Raw genomic sequence first — 25,082 nt, 5'->3', positions numbered from 1 at the left:
TTCCTATTTCAGAGGACGGGTGCGGCTGGTCGGAGCCGCCTGCAGCGGGTCGTCCGGCCAGTAGTGCTTGGGGTAACGGCCTTTGAGATCTTTTTTGACCTCGAAATAGGTAGTCTTCCAAAAGCTGGCCAGATCCGCAGTAATCTGCATCGGCCTTCTGGCCGGAGACAGCAGATGCAGCAGCACCGGTACCTTCCCGCCGCCAATCCGCGGGGTATCCGCCCTGCCGAACATCTCCTGCAGCCTTACCGCCAGGACCGGTGCTCCCGGGCTGCTGTAGTCCAGCGGAATCCGCGAGCCGCTAGGCACGGTAATGTGCGTCGGTGCCTCGTTGCTGAGCATCTGGCGGCTGTTCCAGTCCAGCATGTTCTCCAGCGCCTGTGCAAGCTTCACCCGCTGCAGATCGCGGAGATTCCGCATCCCTTGCAGATAGGGCGCCAGCCACTCCCCGAGTGTGTCCGTTAACGCCGTATCTGACATATCCGGCCAATCTGCCCGCAGGCTATGCATGAATGCCATCCGCTGCCGCAGCTGCTCCGTCCCCTTGTCCCAAGGAAGCAGGCCGAGACCTTGCTCTGCAATAACGTTCAGCAGCACGCTCTCCGTCTCTTCGGCCGAAGCCCGTTCATGAGTGGTCTCCTTGAGGACCAGCGCGCCTAGCCGGGTTACCCTGCGTGCTCTTACGCTCCCGCTCTCTGCGTCCCAGTAGACTTCGCGTTCTTCCAGCAGGCTGTCCGCATGATGCTTCAGCAGGTCCGGCTCGGAGAGCGCTGCGGCAAGCATAATCCGGCTCTGTCCGGCGCGGTCATCCACGCCCGCCGCCACGATATAGGGCGAGCGCGCCAGCGGCTGCCCCCCGCGCATCGCCGCCCCCCGGCCACCCGAGAGCAGAAACGCGCCGTCGCCGCGTTTCTGCCCGATGCGGTCGGGGTAGGCGAAGGACAGCAGCAGCCCGCTCGCGCTGCTGTCCAAGGGCACTTCCCCTGGCGCCGCAGCAAGCTGCGCCAGGAACGCCCGGCTCTCGCGCTGCACCGCGCGCAGAGCCGCCGGGTCCGCTCCGAAGCTTGCGCCGGAGCGCTCGAACAAGAGCAGCGACTCCACGCGAAGCGTGAGGTCGCTGTCCTGGGCCGCGGGACCCCGCAGGAGGTCCCGCTCCTGCAGCAGCGCCGCGAGCCTTGCCGCGAGCGGCGCCGCTGCCAGGGCCTCCGCGCGCAGCAGCATGTGCGCGATGCGCGGGTGCGCGCCCAGCGCGGCCATGCGGCGGCCGTGCGGCGTGATGGCGCCGCCGGCGTCCAGCGCGCCGAGCTGGCGCAGCAGCGCCGTAGCCTGCGCATAGGGCGCAGCAGGCGGCGGGTCCAGCCACGCGAGCGCTCCGGGCTCGCGCACGCCCCACAGCGCCAGCTCCAGAGCAAGCTGCGCCAGGTCGGTCTCCATGATCTCCGGCGCGTTACCGTCCGGAAGGCGCCCGTGCGCTTCCCGGCTCCACAGCCGGTAGCAGACACCCGGCGCGGTGCGGCCCGCCCGGCCCCGGCGCTGATCCGCCGAAGCCTTCGAGACCGGCACCGTTGTCAGCCGCGGCATTCCCGTGCGCGGCGAGAACACCTGCGTCCGTCTGAGCCCTGTATCAATGACTGTCCGGACGCCTTCAATCGTCAAGCTCGTCTCAGCAATCGAGGTCGCCAGCACCACCTTGCGTTCACCCGCCACCGCTGGTGCTACCGCAGCGTCCTGCTCTTCCTGCGGGAGCTGCCCGTAGAGCGGCCGGAGCCGGATATCCGGCGGAAGGCTTCCCGCCGCCAGCGCCTGCTCCGTCCGGCGGATCTCCCGCTCACCGGGCAGGAAGACGAGCACATCGCCCGGCTGCTCGGCCAGCGCGCGGCGGACCGCCGCGGCGGCCGCCTGCTCAGGAGCGTCAGTGCCGGCATCCGGCGCATAGACCGTCTCCACCGGGAAGGTGCGCCCCGGGCAAGAGATGACCGGCGCTCCGCCCAGCAAGGCCGAGACGCGGCCGCCGTCAATTGTTGCCGACATGATGAGGATGCGCAGATCCTCGCGCAGCACGCTTTGGGCTTCGAGCGCCAGCGCCAGTCCCAGATCGGCGTGCAGGCTTCTTTCATGGAATTCATCGAAGATGATTAGACCCACATCGCCGAGCGAAGGGTCGCTTTGCAGCATCCGGGTCAGCACACCTTCTGTGACGACTACTATGCGTGTATTTTTTCCAACCCGCGTATCCATCCGCATCCGGTAGCCGACAGTCCCGCCAGCACTCTCTCCAAGAGTGGAAGCCATATATCCTGCGGCAGAGCGGGCGGCCAGACGCCGGGGCTCCAGCATCAGAATAGTTTGGCCGGCCAGCCACGGCTCCTCCAGCAGCGCGAGCGGAACCGCAGTCGTCTTTCCCGCCCCCGGCTCGGCAATGAGAATGGCCGCTGTATGCTCGTTCATCACTTTTTTCAGATCCGGGAGGACCTGTGTAATTGGAAGCTGATTCATTTGATCTCTCCATCATCAAGTAGTAGTTCTATTACATTATCATGGGCGAAAGTGTGCGGGATATCAAGCCGAATGGCTCCTTCGATAAGTTAAACAGTTTCTTTCATTACATGTGGGATCTTCTGTGACCCTTCCCCGTATTCCCGTACGCCGTTCTTCCTTCTGCAGAAATCAGGAGCACTGCTGCTATCCCTTCTGGAGCACTTTATACGATCCCTTTGCTGCGTCAGCATATTTCAAGTACTATCCGGCACTTCTTTGAACCGGAGCCAGCGGCCCCCCAAAGGGAATTATCCCTCCCGTCTCTGCGCTTCACACATTTCTGGCCAATTCTGAAGGATAAATCCCCTTGATATCGGCAATCCGCCTATCTCTGTCCATTTCTATGGGATTTATCCCTCAGATTAACGCACCCGCCCTGCTGGCTGCCGTACCAGAGGGATTTATCCCTTACTCCGACCGTCCCCACACGAAAACCCCCAGTCCGCAGACGGGAGGTCTCTAATATACTTTACTGCTTCACTATGCTCGTAAATTTCTATTCTAATAAACTTCTACCCTAATGTACTTCAATATACTTCTGCCCTACTACACTTGCCGGACCCCCTACTCCTCCGCACCTGTCAGCCGTGCCCGCAACTTATCGCTATAATCCGGATAGGCCGCGCTGCTCTCCAGACCTCGCTCCTGAAGCAGCATCTGCAGGCGGAGACGCTTCAGCGACAGCTGTCCTTCCAGCTCTTTGCGCCGTTCACCGTTGTTTCCGATGCCACTGTTGTGGCACGCCAGCAGCATTTCTTCGAGCGTCACACACTCCGCGCGCAGCGTAACTTCCTCCGGCAGCAAGCCCGCATTCTTCATGATCTTGTAGGACATCCGCAGCTCTTCGGGAACGCCGGAGAGATCCTCCAGCTCCAGCGGCTTGCCGTGGCCCGGCAGATTCTCGAACTCCCCACTGCGCATCGCCTCCTGAATCCGCTGTTCTGCAAGCCAGGATAGTACAGCCATTCTCTCCGCCCCTTTTCTCAACAGCTGGTGCCCTTGACTCTAATTGTAATACACAGCCATTAAAGTGATGCCCTTATTCTAGCACAGGATACGGCATAATACATTCCTTGCTTAGTCAGCGGTTACGGGCTTTCTCTCCTATTTCTGCTTATGGTATCCCCGCTCCCCGTAAGGAGCCAGCTTCTCCATCCACTTCTCTTCCAGCTCCGGCAGCCTATCGCGGTATTTCTTCAGGTCCTGCACATCGGCGACAAAATCCTCTTCCGGCTTGATACTCTCCAGAATCTCAAACGTAAAGCTGGCTTCGCCGTATTCATTCCAGTCCGCCTGCAGCTCCTTGTTATCATGGCTCTTAATGCCGAGCATGAATTTGTGCTTGTTCCAGACCCCGTCCAGGTTCAGGCTGCTGCCGACATACGATTTATCATTTCCTGTATTCAAAATCCGGTAGACCCCCATCGGCCTGTGCGTGTGCGCATAATTGTAGCCCAGCTCTTTGCGTTTGGCTTTATCCATCATTTCTGCTCTCTCCTTCATCACTTGTCTCTCTTGCTTCGTCACGGGGTCTCCTCACTCCAGCCAAACCCGCCCCCGTTATAATCTCACCCAGTAACTGCTCCCGTCTTCCTTGCGGTCCAGCAGCCCGTAATCGATCAGATAACGCCGGAGCGTCACGTAATCGGGATAAGCTGCTTCCAGCACCGCATTAATCTCTTTCTCGCTGTAGGTGCGCCCCGGCTCAAACCGCTGAATCAGATGGCGGAGAATCGCCGCCTTACGCTTCTGCTTCTTGGGGAATTCCGCCAGCGGACCGTCAAGCCCCTGCTTGAAATAAGCGCGCAGAATGTCGTCATTCTCTTCCTCGGTAATAGCAAACCGTTCATCCACCATCACGGCGGTGCGCGGTATACTGACCAGCGGCGAGGAAGCTCCCGGCTTCTCCTCCGCCAGCTCCATGATAGACAGGAACAGCTTCGCCTGCTTCACCTTCTCGCGCAGCGTGAACCGGTGATTACGTACCGTGGAGGTACTGCCGATGCCCAGCTCCTTGGCAGCTTCAGCGTCGGTCAGGTTATCGCGGAACGCCCGGAGCAGCCCTTTTTGCAGATCAGTCAGTCCGGTCAGCTTCTTATCCAGCGTAAGCAGCCAGTTGAACATTCCCCCGTGGCTGCGGTCAACATGCATAGCGGCGAATCTCTCCGCCTCATAGAACCGGTCTCCATCCTTATAGATCATGCCCTTCTCGAACTGCTCCCCGCAGACAAGACAATGGAACACGGCCAGCGTACCCTCTGCTTCACAACTATAACCCTGCTTCAATTCCTCCAGCGAAGCATTCCAGAATTTCTCCGAGATGCTTATGGCCCCTTTCGCTTCCATCTAGATCACCACACTCAACGTTTATTAATACATAGACATAATATCATTCCGTTTGTTATTTTACAAGTATCTAATTAGATTATCAGTAGAAATCCTTCACCACTCAATCCCACCAAAAAACAGCCTTGTCCAGAAACCCTACGGTTTCCGAAACAAGACTGCCTGTGTACACAGCGATATCAGAATATAGATTTCACTACGAAATTGATCAGGACAGCAGCGACTCCGCACCGTCAATGACAATCTGCGCTCCCGTAATGTGGCTGGATTCCTCCGAGGCCAGGAAAGCTACCAGATCGGCGACATTCTCCGGTTTACCCGGTCCGTCTGCCAGCGGCTGCGCCCCCTGCGGGAATTCAATCGGGATGACAATGGATTCCACTTCATCATTAAACTCGGTGCTCTCATCAATGTTCGTTGCGATGGCACCCGGACAAATGACGTTGACGCGGATTTTGAACTTGGCCAGCTCCAGCGCAGCCATCTTCGCGAAGGCTACCTGTCCGGCCTTAGTGGTGCTGTATGGCGACCAGCCGAAGCTGGTGAATCTGCTGTTGCCGTTGATCGAGCTGGTGATAATAATACTGCCCCGCCCCTTCTCCTTCAGGTGGGGAATGCTGTATTTCAGCGTCAGGAAGGTTCCGGTCAGATTGACTGACAGTGTCTTCTCCCAATCGTCCACACTCAGCTCCTCAATGGGCCCGACTACGCCGTTAATGCCCGCATTGGCGAACACAATGTCGAGGCCCCCGAAATGCTCCACCGTCCTCCGCACCGCTTCCTCCATCCGGCCGGCATCCGAAGTATCCACATCAATCGCGAGTGCGCAGTCCTTGCGCAGCTTGTTCAGCTTCTGCTCCAGGATCGAGGTACGTTCATTCACCAGATCAAATAAGGCAACATTGGCTCCTTCACGCGCGAACTGAATCGCTGCCGCTCTGCCGATTCCCGAGCCCGCACCTGTAATAATGGCTGTTTTCCCTTGAAAACGCTGTTGTTTTGCTATATTTGGGCTCATCCGTACACTCTCCTTCCATGAATACCATTTCCGCTGGTAATGGCTCTGTTTCAAGATTACCCAATTGATGGCGCTTTATAATCATCCCATGCAAAAAATTGCACAAGCCCTGTGCAAGTTGCACAGGGCCCGTCTAGTTCTCCAGCTGCCGCACATCTACTTTAACCGTTAGTGTACTTGCTCCTCCACGGTAGACGCCTTTGACCGGTACGATATCCTTGTAATCCCGCCCATGGCCCAGCTTGATATAACGCCAGTTTACTTCCGCATTGTTGGTGGGGTCGAAGCCCAGCCAGCCCGTTCCCGGAACATGGGTCTCTACCCAGGCATGGGAGGCCTGTTCAAAGTCTGCGTTCCCTCCTTGCAGATCGCCGACAAAATGATACCCGCTCACATACCGTGACGGCAGGCCGACACTGCGGCAGACGGCGATCATCAGGTGCGCATAATCCTGGCAGACTCCGCGTTTGAGCTTCAGTGCTTTTTTGACAGTGGTGTTGACGCTGGTCGCTTCGGGATCATACGTGAACTGCTCATAGATAGTGGAAGACAGCCTTCGGGTCCATTCATACATATCCTCCGCTTCCTCAAAAGGATGCTGCGACGCAAACTCCACCAGCTCCGGCGTAACCTCGGTATACCTTGTCGCAAGCAGAAATTCGATATACCGGTTCTGGAACTGCTCGTCATTCAGCAGCTTGACCTGCTCCGCCAGGGGAAGATGCGGCAGGCCGGAGCCCTGCGCTTTGTCCAGCGTCACTACGGTAGCCTTAGTGTGGATCGTCATCTCCGTATGCGGCTTGTTCACAGAGAAGGCATGGACCCGGTTGCCGAAGAAATCCTCATAGGTCAGCAGATTGGCCGGCGGATGCACTTCGACTTCATGATGGTAGCAGGACTGCCGGTAATTGGTGCGCGGCGTCAGCCGAATCTCATTGACACTGTCCGTCACCGGCTCTGCGTAGCTGTAGGTGGTGGTGTGGTTGATCTGTATTTTCATACGGACACTCCCTCGCGGCGAAAAAAAGCACCGTCCATCGTCTGCCCCAGCCGCTGGCACGATACCATCAGGGCCTCCAGCACATCCTCCACCCGCTCGCCGGACATCTCTTCCTTCTCCATGTAATCAAGCTCAGCCTTCAGCTTGCCTGCCTGACGGATGACCTTCTCATGCCCGGAGCCCTTCTCGGTATTGTCCAGCTCAAGCCTTGCCAGATGCTCCTCCAGCTTATGGAACGAGAACCGGATCGAACGGGGAAAGTAAGGATTCGCAATCAGAAATTCCAGTATGCATTCCGGCGACATATCATCAGCATAATACCGGCGGAAGGCCTGGTAGCCGCTCACCGACTTCAGTACGGCCTGAAGCTGTGTATAGATAGAAGAGATATCCTTCAGCCTGGAGGATACGGTAACTGCCTGCAGAATCCGTGTCGTATTCTCCGCCCGTTCCAGGAAGCGCCCGCTCTCGATGAACCGCCATTCGTTGCCGCGCAGCATGACCGATTGTTCAGCGCCGAGGAACATGGCCGTCCGCTCCTTGATCTGCTGATAGAACTGATGGGGCCCGCTCATGATATCGGCAACCGACTGCGCTCCGAGCCACAGGTTGAAGGCATTCACAATATCCCACAGCTCGCTGGGCAGATGCTGCCGCAGGGTGCGCAGATTATTCCTCGCGTGGTGCACGCAGGAGAACAATGAATTTGCATTGCCAAGATCCAGCGTGATGAAGGCCAGAACATCCTCTTCGCTGAAGCTCTCGAATTGCCGCAGATACACCTCACGGACACCCAGCGCATCGATCAGCCGCGACCACTTGTGCCCCTCTGCCTGATAGTCCTCCTCCTGCTGGATATGATAATGTACATCAATCAGCCGGGCGTGATTCTCAGCCCGCTCCATATAACGGCCGATCCAGAACAAAGCCTCTGCATTGCGGTTCAGCATCATCCCCACCCTCTCTTCGGTTAGTCTACTGCTCATCAGTTATCAGGCCATTACCCAGGTGTCCTTCACTCCGCCTCCCTGGGAGGAGTTCACAACCAATGACCCCTCCTGCATAGCCACCCGGGTCAGCCCGCCGGGAATGACATGCGGCTTACGGTCGGCTCCCATCAGCACGAACGCCCGGAGATCAATATGCCGGGGAACCATCTGCTCTCCCGACAGCACCGGGGCACGGGACAGCGACATAATCGGCTGAGCGATATAGCGCTCCGGTTCCGTCAGGATTTTGAGCCGGAAATCGGCTAACTCCTCCTTCGTAGCCTCACAGCCGATCAGCATCCCGTACCCTCCGGAGAGCGAGGTCTCCTTCACCACCATCTCACTAAGATGATCCAGCACATACTGGCGCTCCTGAGGACGGGAGAGCAGGTAGGTCGGCACATTGCCGAGAATCGGCTCTTCATTCAGATAATAGCGGATCATATCAGGAACATACACATACATCGCTTTGTCATCGGCTACCCCGGTTCCGGGCGCGTTAGCAATAGCGATATTGCCTGCCCGGTAGGCATTCATCAGGCCGGCCACGCCAAGCAGCGAGCTGGGCTGAAAAGCCAGCGGATCAATAAAGTCATCATCCAGCCTGCGGTACAGCACATCGACCCGGCGCAGTCCGTGCATCTCCTTCAGGTAGATTTTGTGGTCCTGGGCCACCAGATCGCGTCCCTCCACGAGATGAATGCCCATCTGCTGTGCCAGAAAAGCATGTTCATAATAAGCCGAGTTGTATTCACCCGGAGTCAGCAGTGCGATGACCGGGTCCTTCACCCGGGACGGAGACAGGCTGCGCAGGACAGACAGGAAACGGTTGAGGCTATGATCCACATCGCGGATCGAACGGGCAAACGACATTTCAGGAAACAGCTGGTTCATCAGCGATCTGCCCTTGAACAGATAAGAGAAGCCTGAGGGTGTGCGCAGATTGTCCTCCAGCACATAATATTCCCCGTCGTGATGCCGGATCAGGTCAATGCCTGAAGTGGTGATGTACGCCCCGCCGGGAACACGCAGACCGCTCATCTCCGGCCGGAAATAACAGTTGGAGAGAATCATCCGCCGCGGCACGATCCCGTCCTTCACAATATACTGCTCATGGTAGATATCATGGATGAACAGGTTCAGTGCGGTAATGCGCTGGACAATTCCCGCCTCCAGCCGTTCCCATTCCCCCTTCGGGATAATGCGCGGAATCATATCGAAGGGAATGGTCCGCTCCATCGGCTGATCCTGTGCCGGATTGTACAGCGTGAAGGTGATTCCCTCCTCCATCATCCGGCGCTGCATCAGCTTCTGCTTGCTCTGCAGCTCTTCGGTGCTCATCCCGGTAAACATGCGGTTCACATGCTTGTAGTGAGGCCGGACACTCCGCTCATCCGCATACATCTCATCATAGAAATGCTGCAGGGGATAGGGAGCGAGTCCAGGCAAAGGATCTAGTTTGGACATGAGCCCGACTCCTCTCGGATCAGTATAATGTGGGAAACTTAATGATAATTAAACTAACATAACAAGCTGTAATTTTGAGAAAATATCACGAAAATATGAATAACTACTTTCATAATACGTAAATCCCATTAATCATGTCAATATATATAACAACAAAAAGGAGTTTGCGAACCAATCTGTCACATTGAATTCGCTTCCTTTATCTATAACGATGGAGACCGGTTCTATGGAGCGAAGAGATTCTCTATCATGTGTATTTCCGCCGCACCGGCTGAGATTCCACTCCAATTGTATGCCGGTGTGCTGACAAGCATTACCGGAGCAATTAACTTGTCCAAGGCGTGCTTACAAATTTTCTGTTGCTTCTATTTCGAATTTTTCATATATTGAATTTTTAGTGTAATGATCGGCCACTATCAGTATAATGTAGTCGGTTTTCCGATTACATTACGTCCGCGCTCTCCCGCACTATCACATGTTCGGTTACCTGAACCGAAAAAAACCTCCCCTGGAGCCCGGCTCCAGGGGAGGTTGCATCAAACTAATATAGAATTGTTAGTTCCCAGTGTCTTCATCTTCCTCTTCCTCTTCCGAGATCATGCCTGCGAACAAGGCATGGACGAACTGGTCGGAGTCAAACGGCTGAAGGTCGCCGATCTTCTCACCCAGCCCGACCAGCTTCACCGGCAGGTTCATCTCCTGGCGGAGCGCGACGACAATTCCGCCCTTCGCCGTGCCGTCCAGCTTGGTCAGCACGAGGCCAGTGACCCCGCTCTTCTCGCCGAACAGCTTGGCCTGACTGAGCGCATTCTGCCCGGTGGTTGCATCCAGCACCATCAGCACCTCATGCGGGGCGCTCGGAATCTCGCGCTGGATCACCCGGAAGATCTTATTCAGCTCTTCCATCAGATTGGTCTTGTTCTGCAGCCGGCCCGCAGTATCGCAGATCAGCACATCGACATTCCGCTGCTTGGCGGCTTGCACCGCATCGAACATCACCGCAGCCGGGTCAGAGCCCGCCTGCTGCTTGATCACCTCCACACCGGCGCGCTGGCCCCAGACCTCAAGCTGCTCAATGGCCCCGGCACGGAACGTATCCCCTGCCGCCAGCAGGACCTTTTTGCCCTCCTGCTTGTAGCGGTGTGCCAGCTTGCCGATGGTCGTCGTCTTGCCTACTCCGTTAACGCCTACGAACAGAATGACGGTGATGCCGTCCGGATTCTCCCGCAGGCTGTTGTCGTCATCGCCCCGCAGCAGCTCCATCAGCTTGCGGGACAGAATCGGCTGCAGCTCCGCCGCATCCTCAATCCGCTGCTGCCTTACCTCGGCGCGCAGCTCCTCCACCAGAGTCATGACCGTGTTCACGCCGACATCGGCGCCGATCAGAATCTCTTCCAGCTCTTCATAGAATTCTTCGTCTATTTTTTTGCGGCGGATGATCAGGTCAGCAACCTTCTCAACGAAGCCTTTGCGCGTCTTCTCCAGGCCGTCGCGGAATTGCTTCGTTACGCTTTCCGTTTTGCCGGAGATGCTGTCCTTCAGTTTCTTGAAAAAGCTCATATGGTTCCTCCTAAATGAGATAAAGGTTACTTCATGGTTCAGGTTCAGGCAATCTCCGCCTCTTCATCCTCCAGCCGCACCGAGACGAGCTTAGACACGCCGCCTTCCTCCATGGTTACACCATAGAGTACGTCGGCCTCCTCCATTGTTCCCTTGCGGTGCGTGACTACAATGAACTGGGTCTGCTCCGAGAACTCGCGCAGATATTGGGCGAAGCGCACCACGTTGGCTTCATCAAGCGCCGCTTCGACCTCATCCAGCACGCAGAACGGCACCGGCTTCACCTGCAGAATGGCGAACAGCAGCGCCATTGCGGTCAGCGCGCGTTCGCCGCCGGAGAGCAGCTGCAGGTTCTGCAGCTTTTTGCCCGGCGGCTGGGCCACGATATCAATCCCTGTATCAAGCATATGATCAGGGTCCAGGAGCTGAAGATCTGCCCTGCCGCCGCCGAACAGCTTGGTGAACACTGTGCCGAACTCCCGGCGGATCGCATCGAAGGTCATCTTGAAGCGCTTCGACATCTCCTCCTCCATCTCGCGGATGACATGATAGAGAGTGGTTTTGGCTTCGACCAGATCATCCTTTTGTCCACTGAGGAAGGTATAGCGTTCGTGTACCCGCTGATACTCCTCAATCGCACCCAGATTGACCTCGCCCAGCCCGGAGATGCTGCGCTTCAGGCGCTGCACCTCAAGCTGCGCCGCCGGCACATCCTCCGGCACCGGATACCGCTGCTTCGCCAGCTCATAGCTCAGCTCGTAATCATCGCTCAGCTTGCGCAGGATGTTGTCCAGCTCCACATCCAGCCGCCCGACGGCGACTTCGGTGGACCGGAGCTTGTCCTCCACCGCCCGGAGCGCCTGCCGCTGGTCCTTCGTCTCCCCTTCGGCCAGCTCCAGCTTGCGCGAGACCGCTGCGCGGTCCGCGCGGGCCAGGTCAAGCTTGGCAGAGGTCTCTTCCTTATTCAGCCGCAGGCTGTTAAGCTCTTCCCTCTGCTTGACCGCCTCGCGCCCGTTCTCTTCCAGATCCTGCTCAATGGTCATCAGCAGGCTGCGGCTCTGGCGCAGCTCCTTCTCCTGGGAGCCGGCATCCTGCCGCATACGCTTCAGCTGCTCTTCCAGGGAGAAAATCTCCTGGTCAAGCTTGCCCTCCGTGACCTTCATCCCGGTGAGCTTGCCCTGAAGTTCTTCCTTGGCCGTCTCGCTGGCCTTGCGGTCCGATTCGGCGCTGCGGATGGCCGCATGGGCCTCCGCCTCTTCCTTCTCGAGCCGGGCAAGCTCAGCCTCCGCCTGCTTACGGCTCTCTTCTTGCGCACGCAGCTCACTCTCGAAGCCGCTGCGCTCGGCGCCTGCGCCCTCCACCTGCTCCTGCACATGGCGCAGCTCCTGCTCCAGCTGCTTCAGATCACCGGACACCCGCTGCTCTTCGAGGCGCTTCTCGTCCCCGTCATGCCGCAGCTCTTCCAGCTTCTGTGCCGCCTTGTCCTGTTCCGCCCGCAGGCGGCTGATCCCCTGCTTCAGCTTGGCAATCTGCTCATCGCTCTCCGTGATCTCGCCGGACAGCTGGTCCAGCTGCCGCTTGCGGCTGAGCAGACTATTGTTCTTCTTGTGCTGGCTGCCGCCTGTCATGGAACCGCCGGCATTTACGACGTCTCCTTCAAGCGTAACGACTCTGTAGCGGTACTGGCATCTGGCCGCAATCTTGTTCGCCTGCTCCAGACGCTCCGCAATGACGACGTTACCCAGCAGGCTGCCGATGATGCTGGCGTATTTATCATCATAGCCAACCAGTTCAGACCCGATTCCGACAAAGCCCTCCGCGTCCTCTACCAGCCTGCGGTCACTGCCGGTAATCTGGCGGGGACGGATAACATCCAGCGGGAGGAAGGTGGCCCGGCCCAGCTGACGCTGCTTCAGGAAGGCAATCGCCTGACGGGATACCGCCTCATTCTCCATAACCACATGCTGCAAGGAAGCACCCATCGCGGTCTCAACCGCCATTTCCAGCTTCTCGGGAACGGAGATCAGCTCGGCCACTGCACCGTGCACACCGCTTAGCTGTCCTTTGCGCGCACCCTTCAGCACCTCTTTGACCCCGAGCATGAAGCCGTCGAAATCGTCCTGCATTTCCTTCATCGTCTCATGCCGGGAGACCTGCGCTTCGCGCTTCTGCTCCCATTTGCGCAGCCCGGCCTGCGTCTCCTCCAGGAGCTTCTGGCGCTTGCTGGTCTGCTCGCTCTCCGTAATATAAGCGCCGCGCAAAAGACTGATTTCCTTGCCGAGTTCAGCAATCTTATTCTTAAGACCGCTCTGTGCAGAGGTCAGCTCTGCCAGCCGGGCAGTCCATTTACCGCTCTCTTCCTGGCTGCGGCTCATCCGCCGCTCCAGGCTCTCCTTCTGCTGGTCCGCATAACGGATCTCGTTGCGCGCCTGGGCCATCAGGTTCATCAGCTCCAGCAGCGAGCTCTTGAGCTGCTCTTCCCTGCTCTGGCTGATGCCCCCGGCTACCCCCTGAAGCCTGGACTCCTCTTCTTCAATCTGCGCGCGCAGCTCCTCAAGCGCCTGCCTGGACTGCAGCAGCTTATGCTCCAGCTCCGCCAGCTCACGCTGTCTTCCTTCAGAGCGTTCGCCCACAGAACCGAGCGTCTGCAGCAGCTGCTCCCGGTTCTTCTCCAGGTTCCTGCGGCGTTCCTTCAGCAGCTCACCATAGCCTTCGCTCTTCTCATTAGCCTCACTGAAGCGCAGCAGCTGCTCTTGCAGCTGCTCGACTTCCTGCTCCAGACGGCGCAGCTCGGCCCGGCCGCTCTCCAGCTTGGCATCATGGGCAGAGACGATAGTGGACAGCTCCAGCTGTTCCTTCTTCAGCACCTCCAGCCGGTCATTGCCCTCCTGCCAGGCTGTATGTATGCCTTCAATCTGATGCACATAGACCGAAATCTCCAGATGCTTCAGCTGCTCGCGCAGCTCTTTATAGCGTATCGCCTTCTCAGACTGGTCCTTCAGCGGCCCCACCTGGTCCTCAAGCTCGCTGATCAGATCGTGAATCCGCAACAGATTCTGCTCGGTTTCGTCGAGCTTGCGGCCGGCGTCCTTTTTGCGTGACTTATATTTAACGATGCCTGAAGCCTCTTCAAAGATCCCCCGCCGGTCTTCAGAACGGGTACTCAGAATCTCTTCAATCCGGCCTTGTCCGATAATCGAATAAGCTTCACGGCCGATACCGGTATCCATGAACAGCTCGGTGATGTCCTTCAGCCGGCAGGCCTGCTTGTTAATCAGATATTCACTGTCTCCGCTGCGGTGGACGCGCCGGGTCACCGTCACCTCGCTGAAATCCAGCGGCAGCGTATGATCCTCATTGTCCAGCGTCAGCGAGACTTCACCGTAATTGACCGCCTTGCGGGCATCGCTTCCGGCAAAAATGATATCCTCCATCTTGCCGCCGCGCAGTGATTTGGCACTCTGCTCCCCCAGCACCCAGCGGATGCCGTCGGAGATATTGCTTTTGCCGCTTCCGTTCGGTCCGACTACGGCTGTAATACCGCGTACAAACTCCATTTCCGTCTTGTCGGCAAAAGATTTGAAGCCCGCTAATTCAATCCGTTTCAGAAACATAACTCGCCAATCACCTCTGACCCATTATACCATAGTGTTTCCTTGCCAAAACAACTTCACAATGTGATGCACCTGACTTCCGAAAAAGAGCAGCAAAGGTCTGACCTCCGCCTGCACGCCGGTATTCAGACCATTGCTGCTCTACTCCGCTTATCCCATCCTGTGGATCTTCAGGCACCGTCTTCCTTCAGAAGCATCAGCGCGGCCGCTGCGGCCTGCTGCTCCGCTTCCTTCTTGGAGCGGCCGCTGCCGCGGCCGAGGGAACGGCTGCCCATGTATACTTCCGAGACGAATTCACGCTCATGCGCGGGTCCGCGTTCTTCAATAATCCGGTATTCCAGTGTACCCATGCCGTGATGCTGGATCAGCTCCTGCAGCTCTGTCTTGAAATCGCTCATCTGCATTTGCAGCTTCCCTTCGGTCTCCACCAGCGGGAATACGTGATTATCCAGAAATCTGCGGGCTGTCTCCAACCCCTGATCCAGATAAAGCGCCCCCACGAAGGCTTCGAACACATCGGCGAGGAGCGCCGGGCGGGTGCGCCCGCCCGTCAGCTCTTCCCCTTTGCCCAGCAGCACGAACCGGCCGAAGCCAAGCGTCTCGGCAAAACGGACCAGCGACGGCTCGCACACAATCGCTGCCCGCAGCTTGGTCAATTCCCCTTCCGGCCTGTCCGGGAGCAGATTGTACAAATACTCGGACACCGTAAGCTCCAGCACCGCATCACCCAGGAATTCCAGGCGCTCATTGTCCTGATGCTGACTGAAGCGGTGTTCATTCACATAAGAGGCATGGGTAAAAGCCTGCTTCAGAAGTACAGGATCGTGAAATTGGATTTGAAGTTGGCTTTGTAACTGCTTCAGGTCTCCTTTCACTGCACTGTCTCCCCTTACTTATTATATTTTTGGAGAATTACGGTTGCGTTATGTCCTCCGAAGCCGAAGGAATTGGACATGGCAATATTCAGCTCCGCCTTGCGGGGTACGTTCGGAACATAGTCCAGATCGCATTCCGGGTCAGGGTTGTCCAGATTGATCGTAGGCGCAATCATGCCCTTCTGCAGCGAAAGTCCGCAGATGATCGCTTCCACACCGCCGGCAGCACCAAGCAGGTGGCCGGTCATCGATTTGGTGGAGCTGACGGCTACCTTGTAGGCATGCTCGCCCAGCGCCTTCTTCACCGCTGCCGTCTCCGACTTATCCCCAACCGGAGTGGAGGTGCCGTGCGCATTAATGTAGTCGATCGCCTCAGGATCAATACCGGCATCGCGGATCGCCATCTTCATACAGCGTGCCGCACCATCCGGATCAGGCTCCGTCATATGGTGGGCATCAGCGCTCAGGCCGTATCCGATCACTTCAGCATAGATCTTGGCGCCGCGCTTCTCGGCGTGCTCCAGTGATTCAAGAATAAGAATCCCGGCACCTTCCCCCATCACGAAGCCGTCGCGGTCAATGTCGAACGGCCGGCTGGCCTTCTGCGGTTCGTCATTGCGGGTAGACATCGCTCTCATGGCACAGAAGCCAGCCATCCCTGTAGGACGGATCGTTGCCTCGGCTCCGCCGCAGATCATTGCATCGGCATCGCCGCGCTGAATCAGCCGGAAGGATTCCCCGATGGAGTGGCTGCCTGTGGCACAAGCGGTTACAGTCGTCGTATTCGGTCCTTTGGCACCGAGATTGATCGACAGCTGGCCGGAGCCCATGTTGGCGATCATCATCGGAATGAAGAACGGGCTGACACGCTTCGGACCCTTCTCCAGGAGGAGATTGTGATTGTCTTCCCAGGTTCCCAAGCCGCCGATACCTGAGCCGACCGACACGCCGATCCGCTCTGCATCGATATCCTCACCTATGGTCAGTCCGCTGTCCTTCAGCGCATCTTCACCGGCAGCCACCGCAAATTGGACGAACCGGTCCATCTTGCGCGCTTCCTTGCGTCCGAACCGGGCTTCCGGGTCGAAATCCTTAACCGAAGAAGCAATCCGGGTCGGATACTCGCTGACATCAAAACTATCGACCAGGGAGACCCCCGACTTACCGCTCATCAGGCTGTCCCAGAACGTCTCAAGATCATTTCCCAGTGATGTTATTACTCCCATGCCTGTCACAACTACTCTATGCTTCAAACACAATCACCCCATCTGTAGGCTGTGTACTTCTACGACTGCTTGTAAAGGTATCCACGCCCGAAGTCTATATACTGCAATGGCCGCAGAATCATTCCTGCGGTTCCCTAATTATCTTTATGATGATGCTGGACGCACCGATCGATCTGCTCTTGAGAATCGCCTCAAAATGAGGAGAAGTCCCGCCCTGGCAGGAACGGGACCCTCAATCATATGACTCTAGGTATGAGATTGTATGTACTTCACAACTTCACCCACGGTCGTAATTCTCTCTGCATCTTCATCAGAGATTTCCATATCGAATTCATCTTCCAATTCCATAACCAATTCTACAACATCTAGAGAATCAGCACCTAAATCATCTTTGAAAGACGCTTCTAATGTTACCTCAGCTTCATCGGCACCTAAGCGGTCGATGACAATGCGTTTTACACGCTCCAATACATCGGACATTCCGGTTCACCTCCTCTTTTGGTATTATACGAGATATGAAGTCAAAATACCATAGAGCACTAAAAACGCTTTCCGGCAGCCTTTTTGCTCATTCCCCCGTACGAATCTGAAGCTGGCGGACCCTTACATGTACATGCCGCCGTCCACATGAAGCGTCTGGCCTGTCATGTAGGCTGCCCCTTCCGAGGCCAGGAATACCGCCGCATTCGCAATGTCCTCCGCCCGTCCGAGCTTCGCCAGGGGAATCCCCTTGACCAGCTCGCTACGGACCTCATCGGACAGCTCACGGGTCATATCGGTATCAATAAAGCCCGGAGCGATACAGTTCACTGTAATCCCGCGCGCCGACAGCTCACGGGCCGCCGACTTCGTCATCCCGATGACACCCGCCTTAGCTGCAGTATAATTCACCTGGCCGGGATTTCCGGTCACGCCTACCACAGAGGAGATGTTGATGATCCGGCCGTAGCGCTGTTTCATCATCGGACGGGTCGCTGCCTTGAGGCAGTTGAAGACGCCCTTCAGGTTCGTCTCAATTACCTGGTCGAATTCTTCCTCTTTCATGCGCATAATCAGGTTGTCCCGGGTAATACCGGCATTATTGACCAGAATATCGATTTTGCCCCAGGTGTCGATTACCGACTTCACGAGGCTCTCGGCATCTGCGCTGCTGCCGACATTGCCCTGCAGGGCAATGCCTTCGGAGCCCAGTTCGTGAATCCGTGCTACGGTCTCTTCAGCCGCCTGAACGCTGCCTGAATAGTTAACCGCCACCTTGACTCCCTGGGCAGCGAGTGCCAGGGCAATGCTGCGGCCGATCCCCCGGGAACCTCCGGTCACCAGGGCGGTCTGACCTTTAAGTGCTGCAAACATGTTCAGTTGTCCTCCTTCAATAATCAATCCGCCAGGCCTTGAGAAGCTGCTTACAAGCCCGAGCCGGCGCTCTCCAGGCTGTTGACCGTAACAACTTTGACATTCCGGTCAATTTTGCGGATCAGCCCTGACAACACGCTCCCGGAGCCGATCTCGACAAAAGTATCCACGCCTTCAGCAATTAGCCACTCCACGCTGTCCTGCCAGAGTACAGGCGAATATACCTGCTCAACCAGCAGACTGCGGATCACTTCAGGGTCCGTCACCGGCGCAGCCGTAACATTGGCGATCACCGGGACCAGAGGCGTATTTAACTGCACCTTCTGCAGCTCAGCAGCCAGCCGCTCAGCGGCACCCTTCATTAGAGAGGAGTGGAACGGGCCGCTGACCTCCAGCGGAATGGCCCGCTTGCCCCCGGCCTCCTTCACACGCTCTGAAGCTTCAGCGACACCTGCAGCTGTTCCGGAGACCACAATCTGGCCCGGACAGTTCACGTTCGCCAGCTCCACGGCATGCCCCGCTGCTGAGATACTGCGGCACAGTTCCGACAGTGCGGCGCGGTCAGCGCCAAGCATAGCAGCCATAGCGCCCTGCCCGCCGGGCACAGCCTCTTCCATGAACTGGCCGCGCAGGCGAACCAGTCTGACCGCGTCTTCATAAGCAAGGACGCCGGCGGCTACCAGTGCACTGTATTCCCCCAGGCTATGGCCTGCCACATAATCCGGTGTAATCCCGCTGCCGCGCAGCGCCTCCAGATAGGCAATACTTGCTGTAACCAGTGCCGGCTGGGTGTTCACCGTCTGCTTAAGCTCGCTCTCGGGCCCTTCAAATACAAGTCTGCTCAGCGCAAAGCCGAGCACTTCGTCACCCTTCTCAAAGACCGCACGGCTCTGAGGTAACGCTTCATATACATCCTTACCCATACCAACAGCCTGTGCACCCTGACCGGGAAAGACAAATGCGATTTTAGTCATTAGGTATTCTGCTCCCTCCCGTGTATTACCAGATCAGCACCGAAGCGCCCCAGGTTAATCCGCCGCCGAAGCCGACCATCAGTACAGCGTCGCCTTCCTTCATGCGGCCTTCCTCCGCCGCTTCCACAAGCGCAAGCGGAATCGAGGCTGCGGAGGTATTCGCATATTTATCAACATTGACGACAACTTTCTCCGGCGGCAGCTCCAGGCGCTGCATCGCCGACTGGATAATCCGGATGTTCGCCTGATGCGGAACGAACAGGTCAATGTTCTCCTTGGTCAGCCCCGCCTTGGTCAGCACACGCTCCGTTGCCGATCCCATCACACGCACCGCGAACTTGAAGACCTCACGGCCGTTCATATAGATGAAGTGTTTCTTGTCATCAACCGTCTGATGGGAAGCCGGCAGACGAGAGCCGCCTGCTTCCAGATTAAGCAGACTGCCGCCCGAGCCCTCAGCCCCCAGGTCGAAGGACTGGAAGCCGCGGCCTTCCGGAACCTCACCGACAATTACTGCGCCGGCACCGTCGCCGAACAGCACGCAGGTATTGCGGTCTGTATAATCCGTGATGCTTGACAAGGTGTCTGCTCCGATAACAAGCGCATTGTTGTACATGCCGTTCTGGATAAAGCCGGTGGCTGTCGCCAGACTGTAGACGAAGCCGGAGCAGGCTGCCGACAGGTCGAATGCGGCTGCGCCCTTGGCTCCCAGCTTATCCTGCAGAATACAGGCTGTAGACGGAAATGCGCTGTCCGGTGTTACCGTCGCCACAATAATGAGATCCAGCTCTTCCGCCTTCATCCCTGCAGATTCCAGCGCCTTCAGCGCCGCTTCGTAAGCCAGATCCGAAGTTGCCTGGCCTGGAGCGGCAATATGCCGTTCCTTGATGCCTGTTCGGCTGACGATCCATTCATCGTTGGTCTCAACCATCTTCTCAAGATCGCTGTTGGTCAATATTCGCTCAGGTACATATTTCCCTGTCCCGATGATGCCTACCGGACGTAATTGTCTCATGTTGTCACTCACTTCCCGCTAATTTCCTTAGATATACTGGACACCAGATCGGCCTGCAGTGCAAGCCGGGCCTGTCTTACTGCATTCTTCACCGCATTGCCATCTGAAGAGCCATGCCCCTTCACCACCAGGCCGCTCAGCCCCAGCAGCGGTGCTCCGCCGTGCTCTTTATAATCCATCTTGCCCTTCAGGCTTCTCAGCTCCGGCATCAGAATCGCTGCTCCAAGCTTCGTCTTAAGCGACTTACTGAACTGCTCCTTCAGCAGCGAGAACATGGCACCGGCTGTTCCCTCCAGCGATTTCAGCAGAATATTGCCGGCAAAGCCGTCGCAGACCAGCACATCACATGCTCCGGTGAGCACATCGCGCGCTTCCACATTACCGACAAAATGAATGCCCTGAAGACTCTCCAGCAGAGGATAAGCTTCCTTCGTCAGCTCATTTCCCTTACCCGGCTCAGTCCCTACATTCAGCAAGCCCACCCGGGGCTTCGCAATGCCGTGAACTTTCTTCCGGTAGACGCTGCCGATCAGGGCGTATTGGGCCAGATGCTGCGGCTTGGCGTCCATATTGGCCCCCAGGTCCAGAGCGAGGACACCGACCTCATCCAGGGTAGGAATCATAGGAGCCAGCGCTGGCCGCTCAATCCCCTCCATCCGTCCGACCACGAGCAGCCCGGTTGTCATCAGCGCTCCCGTATTGCCCGAGGAGATCATGGCATCCGCTTCACCCTCTCGGACCATCCGGCCGGCAACAACCATAGATGAGTCCTTCTTGCGGCGGACAGCCTTCACCGGCTCATCCTCCGCTCCGATTACATCACCTGCATGGCGCACTGTCACATTGGAAGGCCTGTTCTTCAGCAGCGGTGCAAGTCTGGCTTCATCACCAACCAGCACAATCTGGAGATCACTCCATTCCGCAGCCGCTGCCAGCGCCCCCTCTACATTACATTCTGGAGCATTGTCCCCGCCCATGGCATCAATGGCGATCCGCACTCCGGTTTCCCCCTTCGCTGTACTCTTCAACCGCTGAACGATACACTATAAAATGGCCTTGAAATACCAGTTCTTCCCCGACATATGTAAACACGTCCACTTCAGCTTTGCCGGCCCGGCCCGCCTGGGAGCGCACCTGCGCCTTGGCAATGCATTTCTCCCCCAGCCGGACCATGCGTACAAACCGCACCTCTGCCGAAGCCGTTAAGGCAATCTCATCATTAATGACAGCAACGGCGAGCGAATTCGCCTGGCCGAAGACGTAATGGCCCCGGGCAATCCCGTTCCTGGAGAAGACATGCTCTCCGCGGATCTCGAAGATCGAGATCCCGCTCCGGTCCAGCTGCAGATCGACAATGTCACCGACCACCTCATCCGCCGGCAGGGAACGCACCTGATCGTAGGAATGCTCTGCCATCTGCTTCATGCGCTCGCGCAGCTCCGGTATCCCAAGCTCCATCCGGTCCAGCCGGATGGTCTGGATACTCACCTTCAGCTGGCGGGTTAACTCCCGGTCGGTTACAAAAGGGTTCCCTTCAATTATAGACAGCAGCTTCTGCTGGCGTTCTTTCTTGGACATCCGCTCCATAGCGGCTCACCTCCCGTCACAGGCCTGATGTGTAGCATCGGCCCGCAAGAGTGGCCGCCAGAGCCATAAGCTCTGTCATTCATTAACAATTAGAACCAGGTACTAATATGTAGTATAAAGCATGAAGCTGCAAAAATAAAGCTTTGGCTTGAAAAGCACTGCAAACCCGTATCCCGCAAGGCCTTTCTGCGTACCGTTTCAGCGGGAAATAGAAGGATAAGTTGTCGTGTGAAACATCTAAGTTCTTATATTTGCATAAAAATAGCACTTCACCCGCAGATGAAGTGCCACTCTTCTGTGCAAACTATTGTTTGATGATTTCTCTAGCCTTGTATGTTCCGCAAACTTTGCATACATGGTGAGCCAGCTTCAATTCGCCGCATTGTTCGCATTTCACCATACCTGGAACTACCAGTTTGAAGTGAGTACGACGCTTGTCACGGCGAGTCTTGGACGTTCTGCGTTGAGGTACTGCCATTGTGTTACACCCCCCGAATGTGTTGTGACCCAATGAACTTGGGATTTGTTCTTAGTTATCTTGCTTGGTAAAGAATCCTTTCAACCCAGCGAGTCTTGGATCGATCACTGTGTTGTCGCAACTGCAGGTGCCTTCGTTCAAGTTCTGTCCGCATTTCTGACAAAGACCAAGACAGTCTGCCTTGCACAATACCGAATCCGGCAAGTGCAGTACGAAAGTTTCTTCCACGAACGGGATCAGATCCACCATCTCATCCTGGATGTAGATGATTTCCTCATCTTCGTCTTCGGGAAGAATGGGCTGTTTCAGCCACTTGAAAGTCTCAGCGAAAGGAATGTTCAGCCTGCTGGTGACCTCGCTCAGACAACGTGAACATAACATATCCACCTCGCCCTTCAGTGTTCCCACCACGTTCACACTATCGGTTCCCGCGGGCAGCGCTTTAAGGTCAACTGAGAGTGGGGCTACCGCAAGAATATCCTTGCGTCCTTTGACAAACTCGCGTACATCCACAACTTCATGGAGCACGGCAGGTTCGTCGGCATTCGCTAATTTGCGAAAGTGAATGTTCATCTCTATCACTCCAAACAAACAAAATTTATTATACCTATTATTCCCTGAGTTTGTCAACCATTTTCCCTTGATATTGTTTCAGGGGGCTTAACAAATTATGATATACATATATTGATGCGCTAATTAACGGCTCAGAGATTCCAGAATAGGGTGTGAAGCAACTGTGAGAACTGTAGGTATTATAGCCGAATATAACCCTTTACATAACGGGCATGTCCATCATTTCAATGAGGCCAAAAGAATATCGGGCGCGGACCGTGCCATCGTTATCATGAGCGGCCCGTTCACGCAGCGCGGCGAGCCGGCGGCGGTGAGCAAGCGCGCCCGCACCGAGATGGCGCTGCATATGGGCGCCGATCTGGTGATTGAGCTGCCGGTGGCGTATGCGGTCCAGCCGGCAGAGTGGTTCGCCTTCGGAGCGGTCTCCCTGCTGGAAGCGACCGGCGTCGCGGACCTGCTGTGCTTCGGCTCCGAAGCCGGCACCTTAAGCGCGCTGATGCCCCTGGCCGGATTCCTGGCCGAGGAGAGCAGCTCGCTTAAGGAGGAGATCCGCGCCCGCCTGGCGCAGGGCGCGGGATTCCCCGCCGCGTTCAGCGCAGCGGCGGCGGCGGCCTGGGAGGCCTCTTTCATGGGAGAGGAGAAACCGGCCGATGTCGAACATATATTGCGGCAGCCCAACAACAGCCTCGGCCTGCACTACCTGATTGCGCTGCGCCGGCTGGGCAGCGCGATCACGCCCTTGACCGTGCCGCGCACCGGTGCGGGCTTCCACGACCCGCTAACCGGCGGGTCGGCCATTGCCAGTGCAACAGCCATCCGCAGGCTGCTGCACGAGGGCGGTTCTCCAGCGGCGTACATGCCGGAGTACAGCCGCTTCATCCTGGAGCGGGAGATCGCTGCAGGCCGCGGCCCGGTCGGCCTGGAGGACTTCCGCATCCCGCTGCGCCACGTGCTAACCACCTGCACCGCCGCGGAGCTGCATGTGGTGCAGGACATGAACGAGGGTCTGGAGCACCGGCTGCTGCGCATTCTGCCCCGGCTCGAACAGTTCACGGTCGGCGGACTGCTCCAGGAGCTGAAGAGCAAGCGGTACACCCATACCCGGCTGCAGCGCCTGCTGCTTCACACCCTGCTGAACCACAGCAAGGCAGAGCAGTCTCCGTCCGCCCTCTCCCGGGGGCCGGGCTATATCCGCGTCCTGGGCTTCCGTGAGAGCGGCCGGGAGCTGCTTAAGGCCATGAAGCAACGGGCCTCGCTCCCTGTGGTAACAAGCCCCGCCCGCTTCGATCATCCCATGCTGGAGCGCGACCTTCAGGCTGCTGCCGTATTCGCAGGTGCCTATAAGAATCCGCTGCGCAGCGATCTGTACAGCGACTATCTGGAGCCGCCGGTCAGGATTTGACCTCCGGCAGCTCCTCCATGTATTTCAAGGCATCCGACAGGGTGGACACAGAGACCAGCTTCATCTTAGTACCGATCTGGTCCGCCTTCGCCTTGGCTTCCGCATAATTGTCCTTCGGCACGAAGAAGATTTCAGCACCCTTGCGGTCAGCTGCCACAATCTTGTGCTTCACCCCGCCGATGGGCCCCACCTTGCCCTCTGCATCGATTGTCCCTGTTCCCGCAACCCGGTGGCCCCGGGTCAGGTCGCCCGGCGTGAGCCGGTTATAAATTTCCATGGTGAACATCAGTCCCGCAGACGGGCCGCCCACCTTCGTATCCACGAAGCTGACGCCTTTGCCTGCTTCCTTAGGCTCCACCTTCTGCACCGCACCGATAACAACACCGAAGCCGGGCCGCAGCGCCGAGGTCTCCGGGTTCTTGACCCCTACCAGCTTGACCTGCTCCTTCATTTCCTTGCCGCCGCGCTCCAGCACTACATTTACGGTGTCGCCGATCGCGTGGACGGACAGTAACTTGGACAGGCCTTCAGGGTCAGCGGCCTGCTGGCCTTCCACACTGATGATTTTGTCCCCCGGCTTGAACTGGCCCTGGCTGGCCGCCTCCGGCACAGAGAACACATACAGATAATCCACAACATCCTCATACGGAATACCGGCGGCATGATAAGCGGCCTGAACGGCATAAGACTGGGAGCTGTTCATATAGAAGACCTGTTCAGCCGCGTACTCCTGCTCCGTCTTATCCTGCAGACGGGTCTCTTTGAGCACAACCTCTGAATTGGAGTTGAACAAGGAGGAGATCAGAAGGGCCACATTGGCGTAACTTGCCGAGACAGTGGTCATCATGAAGGTCCCCTGCTCCTGCGGATCCGCATTCTCCACCTTGATCATTGGTGCGACCTCTGAGGCGCTTCCCGGCTGATAGACGATATAAGGCGTATTCATGAAGACAACAACATAGAGAATGACCACGAATGAAAATAAATAGGCTGTAGCACGGATGCCCACCCGGCGTTTCTGCTGCCTCAAGCTGTTCCCCTTCTTTCCCGCGGCCCGCGGCCCCGGC

The 25,082-nt window shown here is 57.1% G+C and carries 22 protein-coding genes; 1 reads left to right on the top strand and 21 read right to left on the bottom strand.

All coding sequences use genetic code 11. The features are described from left to right. Positions 1-3: 3 nt before the first annotated feature. From hrpB to K1558_RS27450, 20 genes are all read right to left on the bottom strand, one after another. The gene (gene hrpB, locus K1558_RS27545) at positions 4-2,496 is read right to left on the bottom strand and encodes an ATP-dependent helicase HrpB (protein WP_238655176.1); all 2,493 of its coding nucleotides are present in this window, start codon (positions 2,494-2,496) and stop codon (positions 4-6) included. 606 nt (positions 2,497-3,102) lie between these two features. Continuing rightward, entirely contained in the window at positions 3,103-3,504 is a 402-nt protein-coding gene (locus K1558_RS27540; protein ID WP_238655175.1) for a DnaJ family domain-containing protein, read from the bottom strand. Between the two features lie 138 nt (positions 3,505-3,642). Beyond that, the gene (locus tag K1558_RS27535) at positions 3,643-4,065 is read right to left on the bottom strand and encodes a GIY-YIG nuclease family protein (RefSeq protein ID WP_238655174.1); all 423 of its coding nucleotides are present in this window, start codon (positions 4,063-4,065) and stop codon (positions 3,643-3,645) included. A gap of 33 nt (positions 4,066-4,098) precedes the next feature. Further along, positions 4,099-4,884, bottom strand: coding sequence for a DUF2087 domain-containing protein (locus tag K1558_RS27530; RefSeq protein WP_238655173.1), 786 nt, complete (start codon positions 4,882-4,884; stop codon positions 4,099-4,101). Positions 4,885-5,092: 208 nt separating this feature from the next. Further along, on the bottom strand, positions 5,093-5,902 hold the full coding sequence (locus K1558_RS27525; RefSeq protein ID WP_238655172.1) for an SDR family oxidoreductase: 810 nt from the start codon (positions 5,900-5,902) through the stop codon (positions 5,093-5,095). A 133-nt stretch (positions 5,903-6,035) separates the two neighbouring features. Next, positions 6,036-6,902 (bottom strand): transglutaminase family protein, encoded by an 867-nt coding sequence (locus tag K1558_RS27520; RefSeq protein WP_238655171.1) that lies wholly within the window; start codon positions 6,900-6,902, stop codon positions 6,036-6,038. Continuing rightward, positions 6,899-7,855, bottom strand: a complete 957-nt coding sequence (locus K1558_RS27515; protein WP_338019742.1) for an alpha-E domain-containing protein — start codon at positions 7,853-7,855, stop codon at positions 6,899-6,901. The genes K1558_RS27520 and K1558_RS27515 overlap by 4 nt, the downstream gene beginning before the upstream one ends. Positions 7,856-7,894: 39 nt before the next feature. Next, the gene (locus K1558_RS27510) at positions 7,895-9,358 is read right to left on the bottom strand and encodes a circularly permuted type 2 ATP-grasp protein (protein ID WP_238655170.1); all 1,464 of its coding nucleotides are present in this window, start codon (positions 9,356-9,358) and stop codon (positions 7,895-7,897) included. A gap of 555 nt (positions 9,359-9,913) precedes the next feature. Continuing rightward, positions 9,914-10,918: a signal recognition particle-docking protein FtsY gene (gene ftsY / locus K1558_RS27505; RefSeq protein WP_238655169.1), complete on the bottom strand. Its 1,005-nt coding sequence runs from the start codon at positions 10,916-10,918 to the stop codon at positions 9,914-9,916. Between the two features lie 44 nt (positions 10,919-10,962). Continuing rightward, positions 10,963-14,532 carry a chromosome segregation protein SMC gene (smc, locus tag K1558_RS27500; RefSeq protein ID WP_238655168.1) on the bottom strand — a complete coding sequence of 1,190 codons (3,570 nt, stop codon included), beginning with the start codon at positions 14,530-14,532 and terminating at the stop codon, positions 10,963-10,965. A 170-nt stretch (positions 14,533-14,702) separates the two neighbouring features. Then, positions 14,703-15,407 carry a ribonuclease III gene (rnc, locus tag K1558_RS27495; protein WP_238655167.1) on the bottom strand — a complete coding sequence of 235 codons (705 nt, stop codon included), beginning with the start codon at positions 15,405-15,407 and terminating at the stop codon, positions 14,703-14,705. A gap of 14 nt (positions 15,408-15,421) precedes the next feature. Further along, positions 15,422-16,660 carry a beta-ketoacyl-ACP synthase II gene (fabF, locus tag K1558_RS27490; RefSeq protein ID WP_238655166.1) on the bottom strand — a complete coding sequence of 413 codons (1,239 nt, stop codon included), beginning with the start codon at positions 16,658-16,660 and terminating at the stop codon, positions 15,422-15,424. A gap of 219 nt (positions 16,661-16,879) precedes the next feature. Further along, positions 16,880-17,113, bottom strand: coding sequence for an acyl carrier protein (locus K1558_RS27485; protein ID WP_238655165.1), 234 nt, complete (start codon positions 17,111-17,113; stop codon positions 16,880-16,882). Positions 17,114-17,236: 123 nt separating this feature from the next. After that, a complete protein-coding gene (fabG, locus tag K1558_RS27480) occupies positions 17,237-17,986 on the bottom strand; it encodes a 3-oxoacyl-[acyl-carrier-protein] reductase (RefSeq protein ID WP_238655164.1) in 750 nt (249 codons plus the stop codon). Between the two features lie 50 nt (positions 17,987-18,036). After that, positions 18,037-18,960: an ACP S-malonyltransferase gene (gene fabD, locus K1558_RS27475; protein ID WP_238655163.1), complete on the bottom strand. Its 924-nt coding sequence runs from the start codon at positions 18,958-18,960 to the stop codon at positions 18,037-18,039. Between the two features lie 25 nt (positions 18,961-18,985). Further along, positions 18,986-19,975, bottom strand: a complete 990-nt coding sequence (locus tag K1558_RS27470) for a beta-ketoacyl-ACP synthase III (RefSeq protein ID WP_238655162.1) — start codon at positions 19,973-19,975, stop codon at positions 18,986-18,988. An 8-nt stretch (positions 19,976-19,983) separates the two neighbouring features. Next, positions 19,984-20,973, bottom strand: coding sequence for a phosphate acyltransferase PlsX (gene plsX / locus K1558_RS27465; protein ID WP_238655161.1), 990 nt, complete (start codon positions 20,971-20,973; stop codon positions 19,984-19,986). Then, on the bottom strand, positions 20,957-21,553 hold the full coding sequence (fapR, locus tag K1558_RS27460) for a transcription factor FapR (RefSeq protein WP_238655240.1): 597 nt from the start codon (positions 21,551-21,553) through the stop codon (positions 20,957-20,959). Before fapR ends, plsX begins: the two co-directional genes overlap by 17 nt. Before the next feature lie 313 nt (positions 21,554-21,866). Further along, positions 21,867-22,040 (bottom strand): 50S ribosomal protein L32, encoded by a 174-nt coding sequence (gene rpmF / locus K1558_RS27455; protein ID WP_019911234.1) that lies wholly within the window; start codon positions 22,038-22,040, stop codon positions 21,867-21,869. Positions 22,041-22,091: 51 nt separating this feature from the next. Then, on the bottom strand, positions 22,092-22,613 hold the full coding sequence (locus K1558_RS27450) for a YceD family protein (protein ID WP_238655160.1): 522 nt from the start codon (positions 22,611-22,613) through the stop codon (positions 22,092-22,094). A gap of 163 nt (positions 22,614-22,776) precedes the next feature. Between K1558_RS27450 and K1558_RS27445 the strand changes: the two genes are divergently transcribed. After that, positions 22,777-24,015, top strand: coding sequence for a tRNA(Met) cytidine acetate ligase (locus tag K1558_RS27445; RefSeq protein WP_238655159.1), 1,239 nt, complete (start codon positions 22,777-22,779; stop codon positions 24,013-24,015). Here the strand turns inward: K1558_RS27445 and K1558_RS27440 are convergent. After that, positions 24,005-25,045, bottom strand: coding sequence for a YlbL family protein (locus tag K1558_RS27440; protein WP_238655158.1), 1,041 nt, complete (start codon positions 25,043-25,045; stop codon positions 24,005-24,007). The genes K1558_RS27445 and K1558_RS27440 overlap by 11 nt on opposite strands. Positions 25,046-25,082: the final 37 nt, after the last annotated feature.

The sequence above is a fragment of the Paenibacillus piscarius genome (genome assembly GCF_022234545.1).
GTDB lineage: Bacteria > Bacillota > Bacilli > Paenibacillales > Paenibacillaceae > Paenibacillus_AQ > Paenibacillus_AQ piscarius.
Note: the sequence above shows the minus strand (reverse complement) of the source record. Positions and strands in the feature narration are given on the sequence as shown.